We start from the raw sequence: 19,090 nt of genomic DNA on the forward strand, positions 1-19,090 counted from the left end.
AGCACTCACCAGCGCTCTAGTCTACAGTGGGAACTAGAAAGTCAATGTCATCTGCATACCAATAAATTGACGATCGTAAGGCGCTCCAGCATCGAGGGCAAACACCGCGGCATCTTGATAGCCAAACCAAGGGTTAGTGACAAATTGTGCGTTTGCGTCTCCACCCCAAGCATCGGTTATCCAATAGTGGATCTTGCCGACTGGGTTTAAAAAGAACAAAGAGATCCCACCCATCGTTTCAGAACCCAATACTTTGCCTCCGCTGGCAAGAATGCTTTGCTCTCCTTGTAACATGAGTTCACCGACAACGGCACCAAATACAGGAGTGACGAAAATATCTTGCCAAGAGGGGACTTCGGCGAACGCTTCAACACCATATTCCCAAAAGAACGTAGACATAGTAAAAGAGTAGGCAAAGGATTCAAATTCATTAAAGCCGGCGTGTCTGGCCGCTGTGTAATACACGCCACCAAAGTAAGGGTGCATAATGTAATTTAAGACATGCTCATCTCTATCCCAAACAGGCCCATCTTTGACGTTTTGAACCCACTTGTCTCCTAAACGAGCCAGATCTCTATCATCTTCATCCCACTTAGTAATACTTTCTGGAAGTAGAGTCATGAGTCCAACAGTTACAACGCTTAAGCCTAATATGGTGTAGGTTTGTTCAGCGAGGTAATCCCAATCTCTAGTATCGGATATGGTATAGTGCATTGGATATGAGTTTGCTGGATTGTCTAGCGTTAACTCATGGTGATCCAATGACATAGCATAATGATTTGTATGTTCCCTCATACAATATTGGTATGCATTATTACAACTTGATTCATAAGAGAGTTCGATGTGGCGGCTTGTGTCGTATTCGGCATAAGCGGCACTGCTCAATAGTGTGAGTAACGATGTAGCAAACTGTTTAAGTTGCACCCAAATGCTCCATGCAAATTAATTCGATCTGTTTCACAATTATCTCTTATTTTAAGGTTAAATAAAACAATAACTTAACATTAAGTTGCATTTCGACTCATCAAGCAATGTATTGATGGAACTTATTATTAACAATAATGCAACCTAAGAGAGTTGAATCCAGACACAAGCTGAGTGAAAAATAATGATGAAGACACTTGAAGAATACCCATTATCACAGCAATCGGACGCTAGCGTGCCACGCATTGCAATGTTGAGCACCGGAGAAGAGGTGTTGTTTGGCGATATTGTCGATACTAATGCCAGTTGGTTGTCGTCATACTTATTTGAGCATGGCTTTCAAATGACCACACGAACGACGGTTGGGGATTCGTTACAAGCGATTTCACACAGTTTATCAGCGCTTGCTCTGGAGCATGACATCGTTATTGTTAACGGCGGTTTGGGGCCAACCAGTGACGATATGACAGCAGAAGCGGCAGCGCATTGTGCGGGTGTAGGATTAGAGCTGCATGATGAGTGGGTCGAGAGAATCAAACAGATGTTTGCACAGTGGCAAAGACCTATGCCTGAGTCCAATATCAAACAGGCGATGTTACCTAAAGGCAGCACACTTTTGGACAATCCACGGGGAACGGCTTGCGGCTTTCGCTGTGAAATTAATGGGGCGCTTTGTTATTTTACCCCAGGAGTACCACATGAATTTAAATCGATGGTCAATCAGCAGATTGTTCCTGACATGTTAGCTCGCTTTAATGGTGTTGAACAAAAACAAATTCATCGCATTTATACGTTTGGTCTTTCGGAGTCGGGTATTGCAAATCAAATTGAACTACTCGATCGACCTGCAAAGGTGACCATGGGTTATCGTTCTGCACTGCCGTTTATTGAAGTTAAGGTGTTTTACTCGGAACTTGATCCGCAAGTTGAACAGTTTTTACATCGCGTAGAGCACGATCTACAGGCCAATATCGTATCGATTAATATGGATATTAGAGACAAGACATTGGCATTACTTAAGCAGCGTCAATGTCATCTTAATATCTTTGATCATTCGACTCATGGCTATTTACATCAATGGCTGGCAAAGGCCGCTACTGCGCAACAAGTGGTGGTGAATTCTGTCAATGTAGCGCACCGTGCAAGTGAGGCTCCTAATCAGGACTCACAGCAGATGTTGGAGCAGCGATACAGTCAGTACTCTTTTGAGAGAGTGGGCGGACATGGGCTGCTTATTTTAGATATGCCCAGTGGTGGTGTTCAAATTACACTGGAAGATCAGTGTAATATATTATCTCAAACAATTGATTTTAAAAGAGATTATAGTCAGAAGGCAAGAAGTGTAGTGATTTCTGCTATTGCCATCGATATGCTACGCCGTCACTTAGAGTCAAAAGAGCGATTTGCAAACTATGGAAATGTGACCAGAGTCGCGTCCAGCATAAAAAAACTGTGACATTTATCGCAATGTTAAATGAGTTTCAAATTTGGCCAATAGGAACAGTCATTCTATTATAACGTTTTGTTCTAAGGTTTAAGTTATTGATTTTTATCGTCATTTAACGTGATTTTAACTTTAGAATATTCCACTACTTCCTGTCTATGCAACTGAGCTTATAATGGTGGTTCGTTTTTATAAACACGCTTATATGCACTGTCAGGGAGGGGAGTTATGCATAATCAATCTAGAATTGAGGTTTGGTATAAAGCGGGTACAGATCAGGTGTTGCTAGGGGAAGTTGAGAACTACGACTTAGTTAATCTGTTTGGTATGTGGCGTAATGTCTCTGTTCTAAATCGGGCTAAACTGAATAAGGAGCCAATGCAAAGTGCCAATTATCGACTCAAGTTATACGATGATGATGGGCACCTTATTGGGCGTAAAGATGTGTGTGAATCCGATGCTGAGCATATCCTAGGCAGTCACCATTGGATGCTAAGGCAAAGTCGAAATCGCTTTGAACACTCAGAAGCTTTGTATCGATGGATCCCTGTCACTTCTGAGTGACATCAATAACCTATTATAGATATTCACTTTACGAAAAGGTGATTCCTTTACCTTCTCTTAGCGTATCGTACCGATGATGAATCGCGTCAACGTTCCGCTATTAAACATCGTAAACAATAAAAAGCGCCCTTAACAGTGGATGTTAAGGGCGCTTTTATCGGTTTTGCTGTTAAGCAACCATATTAAGACGCAGAGCGTATTTCTTTATGAACAATGACATTATCAAGCTGAACATCCGATTTTGCTCTGCAAATACAAGGTAAAATCTCATCACTTTTTAAGTAGGCCATAGCAAAGCCAATGTATTCAACTTCACCGGAGCTTAGGGTGCAGCGACAAGCGCCACAGTGACCGTCTCTACAGTTAAACTCTGGCTTTAAGCCCGATGTTTCCATCGCCTCTAAAAGGGTAGTGTTTCTAGAGTTGACTAATTTTGTGACTTTATTGATGGTAACCTTATGCATTACTCTGCCTGTCGTATCTCAATTACAGTGTTTACAGCTCAAAATTCTCAAAATCGTCCGCAGACACTTCGTTGTCAATTTGTCCTACTAGGTAAGAGCTGATTTCAGCTTCTTGAGGGGCAACTTGAACATTGTCAGAAGACAACCATGCATTAATCCATGGGATTGGGTTGTTGGTCGCACCTGGGTAAGCGGCATCTAAACCCACGGCTTGCATACGGATATTGGTAATGTATTCCACGTATTGACAAAGAATGTCTTTGTTAAGACCAATCATAGAGCCATCTTTAAATAGGTATTCTGCCCATTCTTTTTCTTGCTCGGCGGCCGCTTTAAAGAGATCGAAGCACTCTTGCTTACATTCTTCGGCAATTTGCATGAAGCTAAAGTCGTCTTGGCCATTACGCAGTAAGTTGACCATGTGCTGAGTACCAGACAAATGCAATGCTTCATCACGGGCAATCAGTTTAATGATTTTTGCGTTACCTTCCATAAGCTCACGCTCAGCAAAAGCAAATGAGCAAGCAAAGCTCACATAAAAGCGAATGGCTTCTAGTGCATTGACTGACATTAGACACAGGTACAGTTTCTTTTTCAGCGTATGCAGATCAACCGTCACGGTTTCACCGTTAATTTGATGAGCACCTTCGCCGTAGCGATGGTAATCGTTCGTTGCTTCAATCAGGTCGTCATAGTAGTGCGCAATGTCTTTAGCACGCTTTAAAATATGTTCGTTTTCAACGATATCATCAAAAACCGTTGATGGGTCGTTTACGATATTACGGATAATATGCGTGTAAGAGCGTGAGTGAATTGTCTCAGAGAATGACCAAGTTTCAATCCAAGTTTCAACTTCTGGTAGTGAAACTAGCGGTAGCAATGCCACGTTCGGGCTACGACCTTGGATAGAATCGAGTAGGGTTTGGTATTTTAAGTTACTGATAAAAATGTGCTTTTCATGATCAGGTAACTTGTTGTAGTCGATACGGTCACTCGAAACGTCCACTTCTTCAGGACGCCAGAAAAAGCTCAATTGCTTTTCAATCAGCTTTTCAAAAATCTCAAATTTTTGTTGATCGTAGCGCGCTACGTTGACAGGTTGGCCCAAAAACATAGGTTCTTTAAGCTGATCATTTTTGTTTTGAGTAAAGGTACTATAGGACATACTTGCCTCGATTATTCCATAAGTTAAACAGCAAAGTAGGGGCGAATGTTCGCCCCTTCAGCTTAAATATTAAATCTTACAACCGCCGCCTGCGCAGTCATCATCTTGTTCCACAACCACATCTTTTTGGTCGTCTTTCGCACCATCACGCGTGTTGTGATAGTAGAGTGTTTTTACACCCATCTTGTAGGCATTTAACAGATCACGAAGTAACAATTTCATCGGTACTTTACCACTGTCGTAATTGTTTGGATCGTAGTTGGTATTGGCTGAAATCGATTGGTCGACAAATTTCTGCATGATGCCAACGAGATTTAGATAACCGTCGTTGCTTGGAATATCCCATAGCAATTCATAGTTGTCTTTGTACTTGGTAAATTCAGGTACAACTTGCTTTAAGATGCCGTCTTTTGACGCTTTTACCGACACATAACCGCGTGGTGGTTCAATACCGTTGGTTGCGTTCGAGATTTGCGAAGAGGTCTCTGAAGGCATTAACGCCGTCAAGGTTGAGTTACGTAGACCGTGCTGTTTGATCTCTTGACGTAATGTTTCCCAATCGTAGTGCAGTGGTTCATCACACACTTGATCCAGTGAGCTCTTGTAAGTATCAATCGGTAAAATACCTTTTGAGTACGTAGTCTCATGGAATGATGGGCAAGCGCCTTGCTCTTTAGCCAAGTCAACCGAGGCTTTTAGCAAGTGGTATTGAATTGCTTCAAAGGTTCTGTGGGTTAACGCGTTACCTGAACCGTCAGAATACTTAGCGCCGTTTTTGGCTAAGTAGTATGCGTAGTTAATTACGCCGACACCTAAGGTGCGTCGGTTCATGGTAGAAATGCGCGCCGCAGGAAGTGGGTAGTCTTGATAATCCAGTAGGGCATCCAGCGCGCGAATCACCAAATCAGAAAGCTCTGCAAGATCGTCAAGGCTATCAATGGCACCTAAGTTAAACGCCGATAACGTACAAAGGGCAATCTCACCGTTTTCATCTTCAACATTCGCCAATGGTTTGGTCGGTAGTGCAATCTCTAAACATAAGTTAGATTGACGAACAGGCGCGACTTTAGAATCAAACGGACTGTGCGTATTACAGTGGTCGACGTTTTGAATATAGATACGGCCTGTCGAAGCGCGCTCTTGCATCAAGATGCTAAATAGCTCAACCGCTTTAACTTGTTCTTGCTTAATGCTTGGATCGTTTTCGTATTGGGTATATAGACGCTCAAACTCATCTTGATCTTCAAAGAAGGCATCGTATAGCCCAGGAACATCAGATGGTGAGAATAGCGTGATATTGCCGCCGCTAATAAGGCGAGAATACATCAGTTTGTTTAGCTGTACGCCGTAGTCCATATGACGAACACGGTTTTCTTCAACGCCACGGTTGTTTTTTAATACCAGCAGGTTTTGTACTTCACCGTGCCATAGTGGGTAGAAGACCGTTGCTGCGCCGCCACGTACGCCACCTTGTGAACAACATTTGACGGCGGTTTGGAAGTATTTATAAAACGGGATACAACCCGTATGGAAGGCTTCACCATTACGGATTTCTGAGCCTAGAGCGCGGATGCGTCCAGCATTGATACCAATACCAGCACGTTGTGACACGTAGCGAACAATCGAGCTTGCAGTCGCGTTAATTGAATCTAAGCTGTCGCCACATTCAATCAGTACACAAGAGCTAAATTGACGAGTAGGGGTACGCACGCCAGCCATAATTGGCGTTGGTAGTGAAATTTTAAATAGAGATACCGCATCATAAAAACGACGAATGTAATCTAAACGGGTCTCTCTTGGGTATTTAGAAAATAGGCATGCGGAGACCAAAATATATAAAAACTGCGCACTTTCATAAATTTCTTTAGAAACGCGGTTTTGTACAAAGTATTTGCCTTCTAACTGCTTAACGGCAGCGTAAGAAAAGTTAAGGTCACGTCTGTGGTCGATGAACGAGTCCATCACCTCTAACTCTTCACGAGTGTAATCTTCTAATAAATGCTTATCGTATTTGCCCGCATCCACCATTTTGCTTACGTGATCAAACAGCGTGGGTGGCTCATATTGGCCGTAGGCTTTTTTACGTAGGTGGAATACCGATAAACGCGCCGCTAGATATTGATAATCAGGTGTTTCTTCAGAGATAAGATCGGCGGCCGCTTTGATCATCGTCTCATGGATATCAGAGGTCGTAATCCCGTCATAGAATTGAATTTGAGATTTAAGCTCGACTTGAGAGACAGAGACATTATCTAAGCCTTCAGCTGCCCAAGTAATCACTCGATGGATCTTTTCAAGATCAATCGTTTCTTTGCGCCCATGACGTTTGGTGACGGTAAGTTTTTGATTCATTCGGTTTGATATCCATAACATCAATGCGCTAAGCCAAGCTTTTTAACATTGATGGAAATAATTGATGATTTTGTGATCTACATCCACCTCTTATATGAAGTGGAACCACTACATATAGGGGTGTATCCCTTAGCGACTTACAAGATAGTGCGCTAGAGACAAATTTTCAAGTTAGACTTTAAATTAGCGTTGTGGATAAACAGTGGATGAAAAATTATGGGTTAGCGGTTACTTACCGATGAGTATAAAGTGAAATTGGCTTAGCGTTTTTGGTGCATGCTCAATGCGTTAAAATCGAACGCCATGAAAAAAAATTTACTTGATCTTTATCAAAGAAATGGATCTGTTTCGTGCTGCGAACTTAAGCAAAAAAAAGCGAGAAACGTTGCATATTCGCACATTCATTTGCGTTGTTTAAGTTTTAAACGGTGGAGAAACAAAATGACCTCTTTGATGATTTTATCGTCATCAAAGAGGTCATTTAAGGTGAGCTGTGAGCGATTACTTATAGCCGTAGAGCTAGAGTGATTTTTGCGTGCTTACGATGTAGTTAATATCAACGTTTTTACCTAAAGAGTAACGATCAAATAGGGGATTGTAACTCAGCCCTGTGATCCCTTTAGCTTGCAAACGGGTGTGATCGACCATTTTGATTAATTCGCACGGCTTTAGAAACTTATTGTAGTCGTGCGTGCCTTGTGGCAAAAGCTTCAGCACTTTCTCTGCGCCGACAATGGCGAACAAATACGATTTGAAATTACGGTTGAGCGTTGAGAATAAAACAAACCCACCAGGTTTAACGAGGGTGGCGCATGAAGAGATGACCGACTGAGGGTCAGGAACGTGCTCTATCATTTCCATACAGGTCACTACATCGTATTGTTCGGCGCAGTTTGCAGCATGTTCTTCTACCGTGGTGCGAATATACTCAAGTTTCGCTCCAGTTTCTAAGGCGTGTAAACGTGCTACCTCAAGAGGTTCACGTCCCATGTCTAAGCCTGTCACGGTCGCTCCCTCTAGTGCCATACTCTCTGCTAATATGCCACCACCACAACCGACATCTAATACTTTTTTACCAAACAACCCACCGACAGTGTCTTGAACATAACGCAAGCGCAGGGGATTGATTTGGTGAAGCGGCTTAAATTCGCCTTCTTTATCCCACCATCGGCTAGCCATATCGGCAAATTTTTTTATTTCGGCCGGATCGACGTTTTTACCTTGTTCCATATTCATTACGCGATTGATAATTTTCTTTATTATAACCTGATATATCGAGGGAATGCATTTGCCTTAATCATGATGAGATGTGTGTAGGTGTTCCACAGAAGAACTGACTGTTTTTTAAGCCAAATTCTATCGATAGTGTAAATAATGCGCATCTAGTTGCTAACCTGCATCACATCAGGGCTAACAGATAATGAAAGTAATGCAGAAACTGCGAAAATTGTGTTATATTTTTTGTTCTTATTAGGAATCGAAAAGACGATCTAACAATAGAGGGATAATGGCTCTATGAGCGATCTAGCGAAAGAGATCACACCGGTAAATATTGAAGACGAGCTGCGAGGCTCGTACCTTGACTATGCAATGTCCGTCATCGTAGGTCGAGCATTGCCAGATGTTCGCGATGGTTTGAAACCCGTACACCGACGCGTTTTATTTGCGATGAATGTATTGGGCAATGATTGGAACAAACCTTACAAAAAATCAGCGCGTGTCGTTGGTGATGTAATTGGTAAATATCACCCACACGGTGATAGTGCTGTATACGATACTATCGTTCGTATGGCGCAGCCGTTTGCATTGCGTTACATGTTAGCTGATGGCCAAGGTAACTTTGGTTCTATCGATGGTGACTCTGCTGCGGCAATGCGTTACACCGAAGTACGTATGTCGAAAATTGCTCATGAGTTGCTAGCCGACCTTGAGAAAGAGACTGTGGATTACGTGCCTAACTATGATGGCACTGAACAAATTCCAGCGGTATTACCGACACGTGTACCTAACTTATTAGTGAATGGTTCATCAGGTATTGCGGTAGGTATGGCAACCAATATTCCACCGCATAACCTTACTGAGGTTATCGATGGTTGTTTGGCCTTCATTAAAAATGAAGACATTACCATTGACCAGTTGATGGATTACATCCCAGGCCCTGACTTCCCAACAGCGGCAACCATCAGTGGCCGTAAGGGCATCATTGATGCGTACAATACGGGTCGTGGTAAGGTTTACATGCGTGCTAAAGCTGATATTGAAGCAGATAGCAAAGGCAAAGAAACCATCATTGTTACTGAGATCCCATATCAGGTTAACAAAGCTCGTTTGATTGAAAAAATCGCCGAGCTAGTAAAAGACAAAAAAGTAGAAGGCATCAGTGCGCTACGTGATGAGTCGGATAAAGACGGCATGCGTATCGTGATTGAATGTAAGCGTGATGCAGTGGGCGAGGTGGTACTTAATAACCTTTACGCCCATACACAGCTGCAAACGACCTTTGGTATCAACATGGTTGCCCTTGATAAAGGCCAGCCTAAACACTTCAACCTAAAAGAAATGTTGAAAGCGTTTGTTGATCACCGTCGTGAAGTGGTTACTCGCCGTACTATTTTTGAACTGCGCAAAGCGCGTGACCGTGCTCATATCCTTGAAGGTTTGGCACTGGCACTGGCTAACATCGATGAAATCATCGAATTGATTCGCCATGCTGCAACACCGGCTGAAGCAAAAGCAGGCTTAGTGGCTCGTGGTTGGGACTTAGGTCTAGTTGCCACTATGCTTGAGCGCGCTGGTACTGACGCTGCACGTCCAGAGTGGCTAGAAGAGCAGTTTGGTATTCGTGATGGTCAATACCACCTAACTGAACAACAAGCACAAGCGATTCTAGATCTTCGTCTACAAAAATTGACCGGTCTAGAGCACGAAAAAATCCTTGATGAATACAAGGCTCTGTTAGATGAAATCGCAGAGTTGATGCACATCCTTGCAAGCACTGAACGCTTGATGGAAGTGATCGTAGAAGAACTACACGCTATCCGTGAAGGTTATGGTGATGAGCGTCGCACAGAAATTACTGCGGCTATTCACGATATCGACATGGAAGAGCTGATTGCTCAAGAAGACGTAGTTGTCACGCTTTCTCACGAAGGCTATGTTAAGTACCAAATCCTAAGCGACTATGAAGCGCAACGTCGTGGTGGCCGTGGTAAGAGTGCGACTAAGATGAAAGATGAAGATTACATCGATCGTCTATTGGTTGCGAACACGCATGACAACATCTTGTGTTTCTCTACTCGTGGTAAAACGTACCGCTTGAAAGTGTACCAATTGCCATTGGCGAGCCGCACCGCGCGTGGTAAACCAATTATTAATATTCTGCCTCTTGAAGATGGTGAGCGTATTACTGCAATCCTACCTGTTTCTGAGTTTAGTGAAGATAAATTCATCTTCATGGCAACCGCAGACGGTACGGTTAAGAAAACGTCTCTAGACCAGTTCTCGAACGTACGTAGTAATGGTTTGATTGCCGTTAACTTGCGTGATGAAGATTCATTGATTGGCGTCGATATTACTGACGGCAACAGTGACATCATGTTGTTCTCTAAAGCCGGTAAAGTGGTTCGATTCAACGAAGAGCAAGTTCGTGGTATGGGTCGTACAGCGGCGGGTGTTCGTGGTATTAAGTTACTTAACGAAGACCAAGTGGTGTCACTGATTGTTCCGCAAAATGACGGCGATATCTTAACCATTACTGAAAATGGTTACGGTAAACGTACTATTTTGTCTGAGTATCCAGCGAAGAGCCGTGCGACTCAAGGCGTTGTCTCTATTAAGGTCTCTGATCGTAATGGTAGCGTCGTCGGCGCAGTGCAAACGGAAGACGGTGATGAGTTCATGGTGATCACTGATGGCGGTACGCTAGTGCGTAGTCGCGTATCAGAAGTGAGCCAAGTGGGTCGTAACACCCAAGGTGTGACTCTGATTCGTACCGTTGAAGGTGAAAACGTGGTTGCGTTACAACGCATCGATGAAATCGAAGAGAGCGAAATTGAAGAAGGGGTAGAAGGTGAAGACACCAATGCTACGCTTTCTGATGCGCCTCACTCTGACGAAACTTCTACGGATGTCGATGACTCTGACGTAGATGACGAGCAAGAGTAAATCTTAGACTGGCTTAGTTAATATGCCAGTAAATAGAACCCAACAGGCGCTTTGCAACTGTTGGGTTTTTTTATGTTTGAACGCTCCAAAACCCTATAGCACGTTAATTTTCGTAGATGAAAAATAAAATAAAATTGATGTAGGTCAAAGGCTTGAAAAGAGTGCTTTTACCCCAATATTAGTTTCATAATGAGTTCAACCACCTAATTAAGTGATGTGAACAAGTGAAGGAAAGCCAGTCAGTAGGTCATTATTCTGCATTTCAATTCGCTAGAATAAGCCGTCAGTGACTAGGGGTGGTATTAGCCTTTGTTCAGTTCAATCAATATATGATTAATAGAGAGTACTTTATGGCAGATGTAAGAGCCCGCGTGAACTTTAAAGTTGGAGTAAAAAGCAATATTAATGCTGAGCTTCTGTCTTTTCATGGTTTAAAAAGTGATAAAGAACATGTTGCTATCATCTTTAAATCTGCTGACAAAAACCAAACAGCACCGATTGTTCGAATGCATTCTGAGTGTTTGACGGGCGACGTGTTCCATTCTTCACGTTGTGATTGCGGCGAGCAACTCGACGAAACCATCAATCGCATGTCTGAACAAGGCGGGATTTTGCTTTATCTTCGTCAAGAGGGGCGTGGTATCGGTTTATACAATAAAATCGACGCTTATCAGCTACAAAGTGAAGGCTTAAATACATACGAAGCGAATAATAAATTAGGCTTTGCCGACGACCTGCGCAGTTTTGAAGAGGCTGCACAAATGTTAGAGGCATTGGGTATTAAACACATTCGATTAGTGACAAACAACCCTAAGAAGATCCGTGAGCTGAAAGAATACGGCATCATCATCGATGAAGTGATCAATACCATGGCGCATGTGAAACATGGCAACGAAGGCTACTTAAAAGCCAAAGCTTCCCATGGTAAGCATAATTTGGATCTGTAGCCTGAGGCTGAACGATTTTTGCGACAATATCACGAGAATGAATCCTCTATTTGTCTCGCTGTGAATGGCTAATTGGTTTAATTGTTCGAGAAAACAGCGGTTGTTTGCCATACTTAATGCATCGAGTTGATTGAGTGGCAACGCATGTTAAGTCGAAAAAGGGTGTTGTGGTCAATTTTGGTTGCCTGCTGCACCTTTTCAACCCCTACATATTCACAAAGCATGTTCCATACTTTAGGTTGGGTCAACTCATCCGTGCCTATCGAGCAAGCCTTTCGCTATCCCCATCTCACTGAAGCACTGTATCGTTCCAATCGTCACCAACTTATCTGGCTACAATCACAAGACAGACAACTCTTTGAAAATCTAATTGAAAATGTAGTGCTTGCTGATATTAGTCCGTTTTTTAATCAGCGTTTTCAACATTTACAACACTTACGGATCACTGAGCAGCATTATCAATACGATTTAGCAGCCACTGATTTATTGTTGGCATTTTTAAGCTACAGAGCATTGCTGAAAGAAAATAAATACACTTGGCTATATGGTGATGGCTTGCCCGATAACTGGGCCGAACCTCCTCCGGATGTGGTCGAAAGGTTGCAGCTTTCTGTTGCGAATGGAACTCTGACGCCATATTTAGAGGGGATGGGGGTTGCGTTAAGCGTTTATCAAGAATATCAGTACTCGATTCAAATGCTGAAAAGTAAATTGAGAGACGATATCGCACCGTATCCTGAGCAGTTAGTGCGAGTCGGAGATACACTACCGGATAGACAAGTGTTGTTCAGCCGCTTAGCAATGGCTGGCTTGGTGGTTCCCGATCCCATTTTACAGCAAACATGGTATGGAAAAGAATTGAGGGGCGTAGTGAAGCGCTTTCAGCGGCAGCATGGGTTGAAAGCTGATGGCGTGATTGGTCCCGATACAGCTAAGTGGCTTAACTATCCGATTGAAGAGCGAATCCGTCGTTTAGCCCTGAATGCCGAGCGCAGTCACTTGTGGCCGGTTCAGCGAAAAGCCCTCGTGTTGGTGAATCTACCTAGCTTTGAACTTCACTATTATTTTAACAACAAAGTGGTGTTTTCATCGAAGGTGATTGTAGGGAAACAGCAAAGAAAGACGCCGTTGTTGGAGATCAAAATGGACTCTTTAGTGCTTAACCCCACTTGGAATGTACCGCCAAAAATAATGCGTGAAGACATTATTCCTATCTTACGTTACAACCCGGGTTACCTGAATAAAAAAGGAATTCAAGTCATTAAAGGCTGGGGGAATCCGGTCATAATTGATCATGGGGCGATACAATGGCGCAAAGTTAATGCGAAAAAATTCCCGTTTCGTATGCGCCAATTGTCAGGACAAGCGAACGCTCTGGGCGTATATAAGTTTAATACCCCTAATCAAAGAGCCATTTACTTGCACGATACTCCGGCAAAATATCTGTTTGATAAATCGTCTCGAGCGTTTAGCTCTGGCTGTATTCGAGTGCAGCATGCGGATAAATTTGCGCACTCCATTTCGAAAACACAAGGATTTAAAAAGCGCAATATCTCTCCACAAGGACAGCAGTCTAATGCTCGAATCCCGTTAAAACGCCGTCTTCCGGTGCATTTGATCTATAAAACTTCCTGGGTTGAGTCTGGACGTGTGTTTTTCCGTGAAGATGTCTATGGTTACGATGCGAAAGCCAATCGCGCAGATTTAGCACTAAAACAGAAGTGAAATCTTATTCCCTACTATAAAACCACACGCATGATTGATTAATTTTTGATCAATCTGTAAAGTGTGCGACTGTTTTTATTAGTATGGAATGTGTAGTGGTAGAGTTAAATTTAAACCGTCGTCGCTTTTTACAATATTCGGCGGGTGTAGCAGCGTTAATGAGTATGCCTAGGTTTGCACTGGCCTCAACGCAATCCCCAAAAATCATCAACTTTAATAATCTTCATACCGGAGAGCACCTTCAAACCTGCTATTTTGATGGGAAGAATTTCGTCAATACTGAACTGGACAAGGTGAACCATATCTGTCGTGATTTTCGCCGCAATGAAATTCATCCTATGGATCGCCGATTGTTGGTGCAAATTAGCGAGATTCAGCGTCTGCTCGCGACGGATGCCGAAGTGCAGATTATTTCGGGTTATCGTTCACCTGCTACCAACGAATCTTTACGCGCACACGGACACAAGGGGGTTGCGCGCAAGAGTTTACACATGCAAGGCAGAGCGATTGATATTCGATTATCTGGCATTGATATTGCCAAGGTACATAAAGCCGCGTTGCAGATGAAAGCGGGTGGTGTGGGTTATTATCCGGGAAGCCGTTTTGTGCATATTGATACGGGTGCTGTACGTTCTTGGCATGGCTAGGCTTGAGTTTGCGCTTAGAAACTGTCATATTCTCGCTAGGTTTATCTAATAATTTAAAAGGTTTTTCATGGCTTTGCAGTATCAAGTTGTTCCAGTAACCTCATTTCAGCAAAATTGTTCCATCGTATGGTGTGATGAGACTCAAAAGGGCGTTGTTATCGATCCCGGTGGTGACGTAAAACAACTTCTTATGATGATAGAAGAGCTGAATGTACAGGTAGAAAAACTGCTGTTGACTCACGGGCATTTAGATCACGTTGGTGGCAGTGAAGATCTTGCTAGAGCGCTGAATCAACCTATCTGGGGACCCCATAAAGACGACAACTTTTGGTTACAAGGTCTTGAAGGACAAAGTCAGATGTTTGGTTTCCCTCTAACGGAAGCCTTTGAACCTAGCAAGTGGCTGAACGAGGGTGACACGGTCACTTTTGGCAATCAAACTCTGTCAGTGTTACATACACCTGGTCACACACCAGGTCATGTTGTACTGCACAGCGAAAGTGCAAAAGTGGCGTTTGTAGGGGACGTATTATTTAAGGGCGGCGTAGGTCGAACCGATTTCCCTAAAGGCGACTATGCGACTTTGATTGATTCAATCAAAAGTAAGTTGTGGCCACTGGGTAATGAAACTCGCTTTGTGCCAGGCCATGGCCCAGAGTCGACCTTTGGCTCTGAGCGTGTGAGCAACCCATTTGTGGCGGATGAAATGCCAATTTAAATGAGATCTTGGGGGTGTCGATACCCCCAAGCTGCTCTATGCGGTACTGACTAATTTAACGATATGAATTAGCCCAATATTGCCTTAGTAGCCCCACAAACTCTTCTGCATCACGCTCTAAATCGGCGCTGGCAATGAATATATCGTAACCCCAATACGCTCTTTGATACTGCATCCGACGTAACATACCCGCTTGTAATCCCGTAAATAATTGATTGTCCTTACTTAAAATGGAGCGAGAATCTAATACTTGCTCTTGAAACGAAGATTCATCTCCTGTTTCCATCGCACCTAAATAAAGCAGGGCTCTCTGCTCTAATAGTAATTGCGAGATAAGCCTAGGGCAGACGCTTTTAACAAAAGGCACAGGATCTTTAAGGCGAACACCAATCCATGGTAAGTCATTGCGTTCGGTGGGGGTATGGCTCTGGCAGATCCCAATTTGCGCCACATTATGCCACTGGATAACCCAGCCTCCTTTTGCAGTGTGTTGCTGAAAGTGGCTATCTGTGAGGGTGTAACGCACTACGCTACGCTGATAAAGATGACGAATGGTTAGAGATAGAACACAGCCAATCAAAATGATAGCGAATTGACCTTGTAAGTTATGCGCGCTTTGGGCGACGCACACAGTAAATAAGGCGACACACAGCAGAACAATACGCTGGCCGATTATTCCTAGGATGAACTTTTGATTTGTGAGCTGTAAAGAGGGCATAGAATCCAACGTTAGTCTTTTCATTAACTCTGAGCTATTTCTGTTCACTGACTGAGTGTTATCGGTATAACAGCCCAACCGGATACATCGTTCACTTGCTAAAAAGATTGTTCACTTGCTAGAAATGGTATGAAAACGTGTAAAGGACATTCAAAGAAGATCGAATAACACACAAATTTAACAAATATTTATCAATTATATTGCATTTGCGCCCACTTTCGTCGATTTTATAATCAACGTGACCGTGCAAGGAGCAAGTAAGATGGTAGTTAAGTCGAAGTGGGCAAAGGCGTGCATGCGCAGTTTAGCAATACTTATTGGTGTAGCGAGTATCGCCAGCGCCAGCGCTGCAGATAAAGTGTATCGATTAAAATTGGCTGAAACGTGGGGACCGAACTTTCCTATTTTTGGTGATACGACAAAAAACATGGCTGCTATGGCTGAAAAAATGTCGAATGGACGTCTGCAGATCCGAATTGATTCATCGAACAAACATAAAGCTCCTTTTGGCGTATTTGATATGGTGAAATCAGGTCAGTATGACATGGGGCATTCCGCATCTTATTACTGGAAAGGAAAAGTGCCGAATACATTGTATTTCACTACTATGCCTTTTGGGATGACGGCAGAAGAGCAATACGCATGGTTTTATCACGGTGGTGGCATGGAGCTGATGGAGCAAGTTTATTCTCCTCACAATATGTTGTCTTTCCCCGGAGGTAACACTGATGTGCAAATGGGTGGCTGGTTTCAAAAAGAGATCAACAGCGTTGAGGATCTAAAGGGTCTTAAAATGCGTATTCCTGGTTTTGCTGGTGAGGTTCTTGCAGAGCTGGGTGCCAAGCCGACCAATATTGCACCGGGCGAATTGTATACCGCACTAGAAAGAAAAACCATTGACGCACTGGAGTGGGTTGGACCATCACTGGATTTGCGTATGGGCTTTCATAAAATAGCACCGTACTACTATACCGGTTGGCATGAGCCTGCAACGGAACTGCAGTTTATGGTGAACAAACGTGTGTGGGACAAGCTACCAGCGGATTTACAAGAAATCTTACGCGTAGCGATGCGCACCGCAGCCTACGACATGTACATTCAATCTACTCATGAAAGTGGTAAAAACTGGGCAAGTATTCGAACAGAATACCCCGATGTTCAGGTTAAAAATTTCCCACCAGCAGTGATGACAGAGCTTCGTAAAGTCAATGATCGCTTGCTTGCAGAGCATGCTGCCAAAGACGAAATGGCGAAGAAAATACAAATGTCTCAAGCGCAATATTTAGAGCAGACGCGGTCTTGGACTGACATCTCTAAACGAGCGTATTTAAACAGCTCTACTGCAAAATAGACTAAGAGCGAGTGACGTTGTTCTATTGCATCCTAATAAGGATGTAATAGGGCACCGACACAGGATAAAAGTTTCAGCTGACAGGGAGGTCAATTGCTGACGTTATTAGAAGGAATTTGCAACAGAATAAGCAACACACTTGGGCATGTTACCAGTGTGTTGTTTCTGCTTTTAGTGGCAAATGTTGTATACGATGTCGTGATGCGCTACGTGTTTAACGATGTCTCTATTGCCTTTCAAGAACTGGAATGGCATTTGTTCTCAGCGGTGTTCTTACTTGGCGTACCCTACGCGATTAAAACCGGTGGACACGTTCGTGTGGATATTTTCTATGAACGTTTCTCAGCGAAAGTACAAGCGATCATCGATATTTTTGGCACCTTATGTTGGTTACTCCCCTTTAGCCTTTTAGTGGCATGGTATGGCATAGACTTTGCCTATCAGGCCTATGATATCGGTGAAACTTCGGGCGACCCAGGAGGGCTGCCTTATCGCTGGGTGATTAAAGCGGTGATTCCTCTCTCATTTTCTTTTATTGCCATTAGTGGCATAGGTTTGCTGTGTAAATCGTTAAATCAATTACTCCACTCAGATTCAAAAAGTAAGGAAGAAGCATGATAGGGATTATTATGTTTGCGGTCGCTTTATTTGCATTGCTGCTTGGCTTTCCGGTGGCTTTTACCTTTGGGGGGATTGCGTTAATTTTTGGGGTTTGGTCTGAAGGGTGGGACATGTTCGCCTTTATGCCATATCGCATCGAATCTATTATGCAAAATACGGTTTTGATGGCGGTCCCTTTGTTTATCTTTATGGGGTTAGTTTTGCAAAAAACGCGCCTTGCTGAGCAACTGCTTGAAGCCATGGGCCGACTGTTTGGCGGCATTCGAGGTGGCATTGCCATATCAACAGTGCTGGTGGGCGCATTATTGGCCGCCTCTACGGGTGTAGTAGGTGCATCGGTGGTCGCGATGGGGCTTATCTCATTGCCTGTGATGCTTAAGTATAATTACGATAAGAAATTAGCTTGTGGCACTATCTGTGCATCGGGCACTTTAGGGCAAATCATTCCACCATCCATCGTGCTTATTTTGTTAGGAGATGTGTTAGGTGTGCCTGTTGGTGATCTTTTCCAAGCGGCTATTTGGCCCGGTTTAGTGTTGGTGATCGCCTATGTTCTCTATATTGCAATTTATGCATATTTTAAGCCTGAATCTGCACAATCTATCCCAAAATTAGACGACCAAAGCCGTAAAGAAGAGATCGTTGCGGCGTTAAAGGCCATCATCCCGCCTTTGGCCTTGATCGTGGTGGTACTGGGTTCTATTTTTGCAGGGGTGGCAACGCCAACAGAGTCTGCGGCCTTAGGTGGGGCGGGTGCGATTGTGCTGGCACTGCTTTATCGTCAGTTCAGCTGGACACTGCTGTATGAGTCTGCAAAAGAAACCATTAAAGTGACCGCGATGGTTTTTGCTATTTTGCTCGGCGCTACGGCTTTCTCTATGGCCTTTACCTATACGGGCGGCGACTATTTAGTTGAAGAGTGGCTATTGGCATTGCCTGGCGAGAAATGGGGCTTTTTATTTCTGGTTATGCTGGTGATTTTGATACTGGGCTTTTTTATCGATTTTGTTGAAATCTGCTTTATTATCGTGCCGATGATTGCGCCTGTGGCCGAGTTGTTAGGGATCAATATGGTGTGGTTTGCCATTTTGGTTGCGATGAATTTACAGACGTCATTCTTAACTCCGCCATTTGGCTTCAGTTTATTCTATCTTAAAGGTGTCGCACCAAAAGAGGTGACCACTCGGGATATTTATTCAGGTGTGATGCCGTTTATTGGAATACAAATTGTGGTGCTAGCGAGCCTTTTGCTGTTTCCTGGTCTCTACGGACTATCGATGTAAGTT

Annotated in this window: 16 protein-coding genes; 10 read left to right on the forward strand and 6 right to left on the reverse strand. The window is 43.5% G+C overall.

Features of this window, described 5'->3' with window-relative positions; all coding sequences use genetic code 11:
- Positions 1-33 precede the first annotated feature (33 nt).
- Complete coding sequence (locus VEZ01S_RS04780; protein WP_021712877.1) at positions 34-924, reverse strand: DUF3943 domain-containing protein; 891 nt, start codon at positions 922-924, stop codon at positions 34-36.
- Between the two features lie 184 nt (positions 925-1,108).
- Here VEZ01S_RS04780 and VEZ01S_RS04785 point away from each other — a divergent pair, with 184 nt between their 5' ends.
- On the forward strand, positions 1,109-2,380 hold the full coding sequence (locus VEZ01S_RS04785) for a molybdopterin-binding protein (protein ID WP_021712878.1): 1,272 nt from the start codon (positions 1,109-1,111) through the stop codon (positions 2,378-2,380).
- 216 nt (positions 2,381-2,596) lie between these two features.
- Complete coding sequence (locus VEZ01S_RS04790; protein ID WP_021712879.1) at positions 2,597-2,932, forward strand: hypothetical protein; 336 nt, start codon at positions 2,597-2,599, stop codon at positions 2,930-2,932.
- A 182-nt stretch (positions 2,933-3,114) separates the two neighbouring features.
- Here the strand turns inward: VEZ01S_RS04790 and yfaE are convergent, their stop codons facing one another.
- The 4 genes from yfaE to ubiG form a co-directional block, all read right to left on the reverse strand.
- Complete coding sequence (yfaE, locus tag VEZ01S_RS04795; RefSeq protein ID WP_021712880.1) at positions 3,115-3,396, reverse strand: class I ribonucleotide reductase maintenance protein YfaE; 282 nt, start codon at positions 3,394-3,396, stop codon at positions 3,115-3,117.
- Positions 3,397-3,427: 31 nt separating this feature from the next.
- Entirely contained in the window at positions 3,428-4,561 is a 1,134-nt protein-coding gene (nrdB, locus tag VEZ01S_RS04800; RefSeq protein ID WP_021712881.1) for a class Ia ribonucleoside-diphosphate reductase subunit beta, read from the reverse strand.
- Between the two features lie 69 nt (positions 4,562-4,630).
- Positions 4,631-6,913 carry a class 1a ribonucleoside-diphosphate reductase subunit alpha gene (nrdA, locus tag VEZ01S_RS04805; protein ID WP_021712882.1) on the reverse strand — a complete coding sequence of 761 codons (2,283 nt, stop codon included), beginning with the start codon at positions 6,911-6,913 and terminating at the stop codon, positions 4,631-4,633.
- A gap of 519 nt (positions 6,914-7,432) precedes the next feature.
- The gene (gene ubiG, locus VEZ01S_RS04810) at positions 7,433-8,143 is read right to left on the reverse strand and encodes a bifunctional 2-polyprenyl-6-hydroxyphenol methylase/3-demethylubiquinol 3-O-methyltransferase UbiG (protein WP_040890146.1); all 711 of its coding nucleotides are present in this window, start codon (positions 8,141-8,143) and stop codon (positions 7,433-7,435) included.
- A 285-nt stretch (positions 8,144-8,428) separates the two neighbouring features.
- On the opposite strand from ubiG, the gene gyrA reads away from it, so the two are divergent.
- The 5 genes from gyrA to VEZ01S_RS04835 all read left to right on the forward strand — a co-directional run bounded on the left by gyrA (position 8,429) and on the right by VEZ01S_RS04835 (position 15,114).
- Entirely contained in the window at positions 8,429-11,077 is a 2,649-nt protein-coding gene (gene gyrA, locus VEZ01S_RS04815; RefSeq protein WP_021712884.1) for a DNA topoisomerase (ATP-hydrolyzing) subunit A, read from the forward strand.
- A gap of 350 nt (positions 11,078-11,427) precedes the next feature.
- Positions 11,428-12,024: a GTP cyclohydrolase II gene (locus VEZ01S_RS04820; protein ID WP_021712885.1), complete on the forward strand. Its 597-nt coding sequence runs from the start codon at positions 11,428-11,430 to the stop codon at positions 12,022-12,024.
- A 144-nt stretch (positions 12,025-12,168) separates the two neighbouring features.
- Positions 12,169-13,749 carry a L,D-transpeptidase family protein gene (locus VEZ01S_RS04825; protein ID WP_040890148.1) on the forward strand — a complete coding sequence of 527 codons (1,581 nt, stop codon included), beginning with the start codon at positions 12,169-12,171 and terminating at the stop codon, positions 13,747-13,749.
- 83 nt (positions 13,750-13,832) lie between these two features.
- Positions 13,833-14,396: a peptidoglycan L,D-endopeptidase MepK gene (gene mepK, locus VEZ01S_RS04830; protein WP_021712887.1), complete on the forward strand. Its 564-nt coding sequence runs from the start codon at positions 13,833-13,835 to the stop codon at positions 14,394-14,396.
- Positions 14,397-14,463: 67 nt separating this feature from the next.
- The gene (locus VEZ01S_RS04835) at positions 14,464-15,114 is read left to right on the forward strand and encodes an MBL fold metallo-hydrolase (protein WP_021712888.1); all 651 of its coding nucleotides are present in this window, start codon (positions 14,464-14,466) and stop codon (positions 15,112-15,114) included.
- Between the two features lie 55 nt (positions 15,115-15,169).
- On the opposite strand, the gene VEZ01S_RS04840 is transcribed toward VEZ01S_RS04835, so the two are convergent.
- On the reverse strand, positions 15,170-15,856 hold the full coding sequence (locus VEZ01S_RS04840; protein ID WP_235868486.1) for a DUF2982 domain-containing protein: 687 nt from the start codon (positions 15,854-15,856) through the stop codon (positions 15,170-15,172).
- Positions 15,857-16,127: 271 nt separating this feature from the next.
- Here VEZ01S_RS04840 and VEZ01S_RS04845 point away from each other — a divergent pair, with 271 nt between their 5' ends.
- The 3 genes from VEZ01S_RS04845 (at position 16,128) to VEZ01S_RS04855 (ending at position 19,087) form a co-directional block, all read left to right on the forward strand.
- The gene (locus tag VEZ01S_RS04845; protein ID WP_235868488.1) at positions 16,128-17,183 is read left to right on the forward strand and encodes a TRAP transporter substrate-binding protein; all 1,056 of its coding nucleotides are present in this window, start codon (positions 16,128-16,130) and stop codon (positions 17,181-17,183) included.
- A gap of 93 nt (positions 17,184-17,276) precedes the next feature.
- Positions 17,277-17,801: a TRAP transporter small permease subunit gene (locus VEZ01S_RS04850; protein ID WP_021712891.1), complete on the forward strand. Its 525-nt coding sequence runs from the start codon at positions 17,277-17,279 to the stop codon at positions 17,799-17,801.
- The gene (locus VEZ01S_RS04855) at positions 17,798-19,087 is read left to right on the forward strand and encodes a TRAP transporter large permease (RefSeq protein ID WP_021712892.1); all 1,290 of its coding nucleotides are present in this window, start codon (positions 17,798-17,800) and stop codon (positions 19,085-19,087) included. Before VEZ01S_RS04850 ends, VEZ01S_RS04855 begins: the two co-directional genes overlap by 4 nt.
- Positions 19,088-19,090 lie beyond the last annotated feature (3 nt).

Source organism: Vibrio ezurae NBRC 102218 (assembly GCF_000467185.1).
GTDB classification, from domain to species: Bacteria; Pseudomonadota; Gammaproteobacteria; order Enterobacterales; family Vibrionaceae; genus Vibrio; species Vibrio ezurae.

What these genes read in the sequence shown, in the direction of transcription:
- mepK (WP_021712887.1), top strand. Translation starts at nt 13,833, where the DNA reads ATGGAATGTGTAGTGGTAGAGTTAAATTTAAACCGTCGTCGCTTTTTA.
- gyrA (WP_021712884.1), top strand. Translation starts at nt 8,429, where the DNA reads ATGAGCGATCTAGCGAAAGAGATCACACCGGTAAATATTGAAGACGAG.
- VEZ01S_RS04840 (WP_235868486.1), bottom strand. Translation starts at nt 15,856, where the DNA reads ATGAAAAGACTAACGTTGGATTCTATGCCCTCTTTACAGCTCACAAAT.
- VEZ01S_RS04835 (WP_021712888.1), top strand. Translation starts at nt 14,464, where the DNA reads ATGGCTTTGCAGTATCAAGTTGTTCCAGTAACCTCATTTCAGCAAAAT.
- ubiG (WP_040890146.1), bottom strand. Translation starts at nt 8,143, where the DNA reads ATGGAACAAGGTAAAAACGTCGATCCGGCCGAAATAAAAAAATTTGCC.
- yfaE (WP_021712880.1), bottom strand. Translation starts at nt 3,396, where the DNA reads ATGCATAAGGTTACCATCAATAAAGTCACAAAATTAGTCAACTCTAGA.
- VEZ01S_RS04825 (WP_040890148.1), top strand. Translation starts at nt 12,169, where the DNA reads ATGTTAAGTCGAAAAAGGGTGTTGTGGTCAATTTTGGTTGCCTGCTGC.
- VEZ01S_RS04820 (WP_021712885.1), top strand. Translation starts at nt 11,428, where the DNA reads ATGGCAGATGTAAGAGCCCGCGTGAACTTTAAAGTTGGAGTAAAAAGC.
- nrdB (WP_021712881.1), bottom strand. Translation starts at nt 4,561, where the DNA reads ATGTCCTATAGTACCTTTACTCAAAACAAAAATGATCAGCTTAAAGAA.
- nrdA (WP_021712882.1), bottom strand. Translation starts at nt 6,913, where the DNA reads ATGAATCAAAAACTTACCGTCACCAAACGTCATGGGCGCAAAGAAACG.
- VEZ01S_RS04845 (WP_235868488.1), top strand. Translation starts at nt 16,128, where the DNA reads ATGCGCAGTTTAGCAATACTTATTGGTGTAGCGAGTATCGCCAGCGCC.
- VEZ01S_RS04790 (WP_021712879.1), top strand. Translation starts at nt 2,597, where the DNA reads ATGCATAATCAATCTAGAATTGAGGTTTGGTATAAAGCGGGTACAGAT.
- VEZ01S_RS04855 (WP_021712892.1), top strand. Translation starts at nt 17,798, where the DNA reads ATGATAGGGATTATTATGTTTGCGGTCGCTTTATTTGCATTGCTGCTT.
- VEZ01S_RS04785 (WP_021712878.1), top strand. Translation starts at nt 1,109, where the DNA reads ATGATGAAGACACTTGAAGAATACCCATTATCACAGCAATCGGACGCT.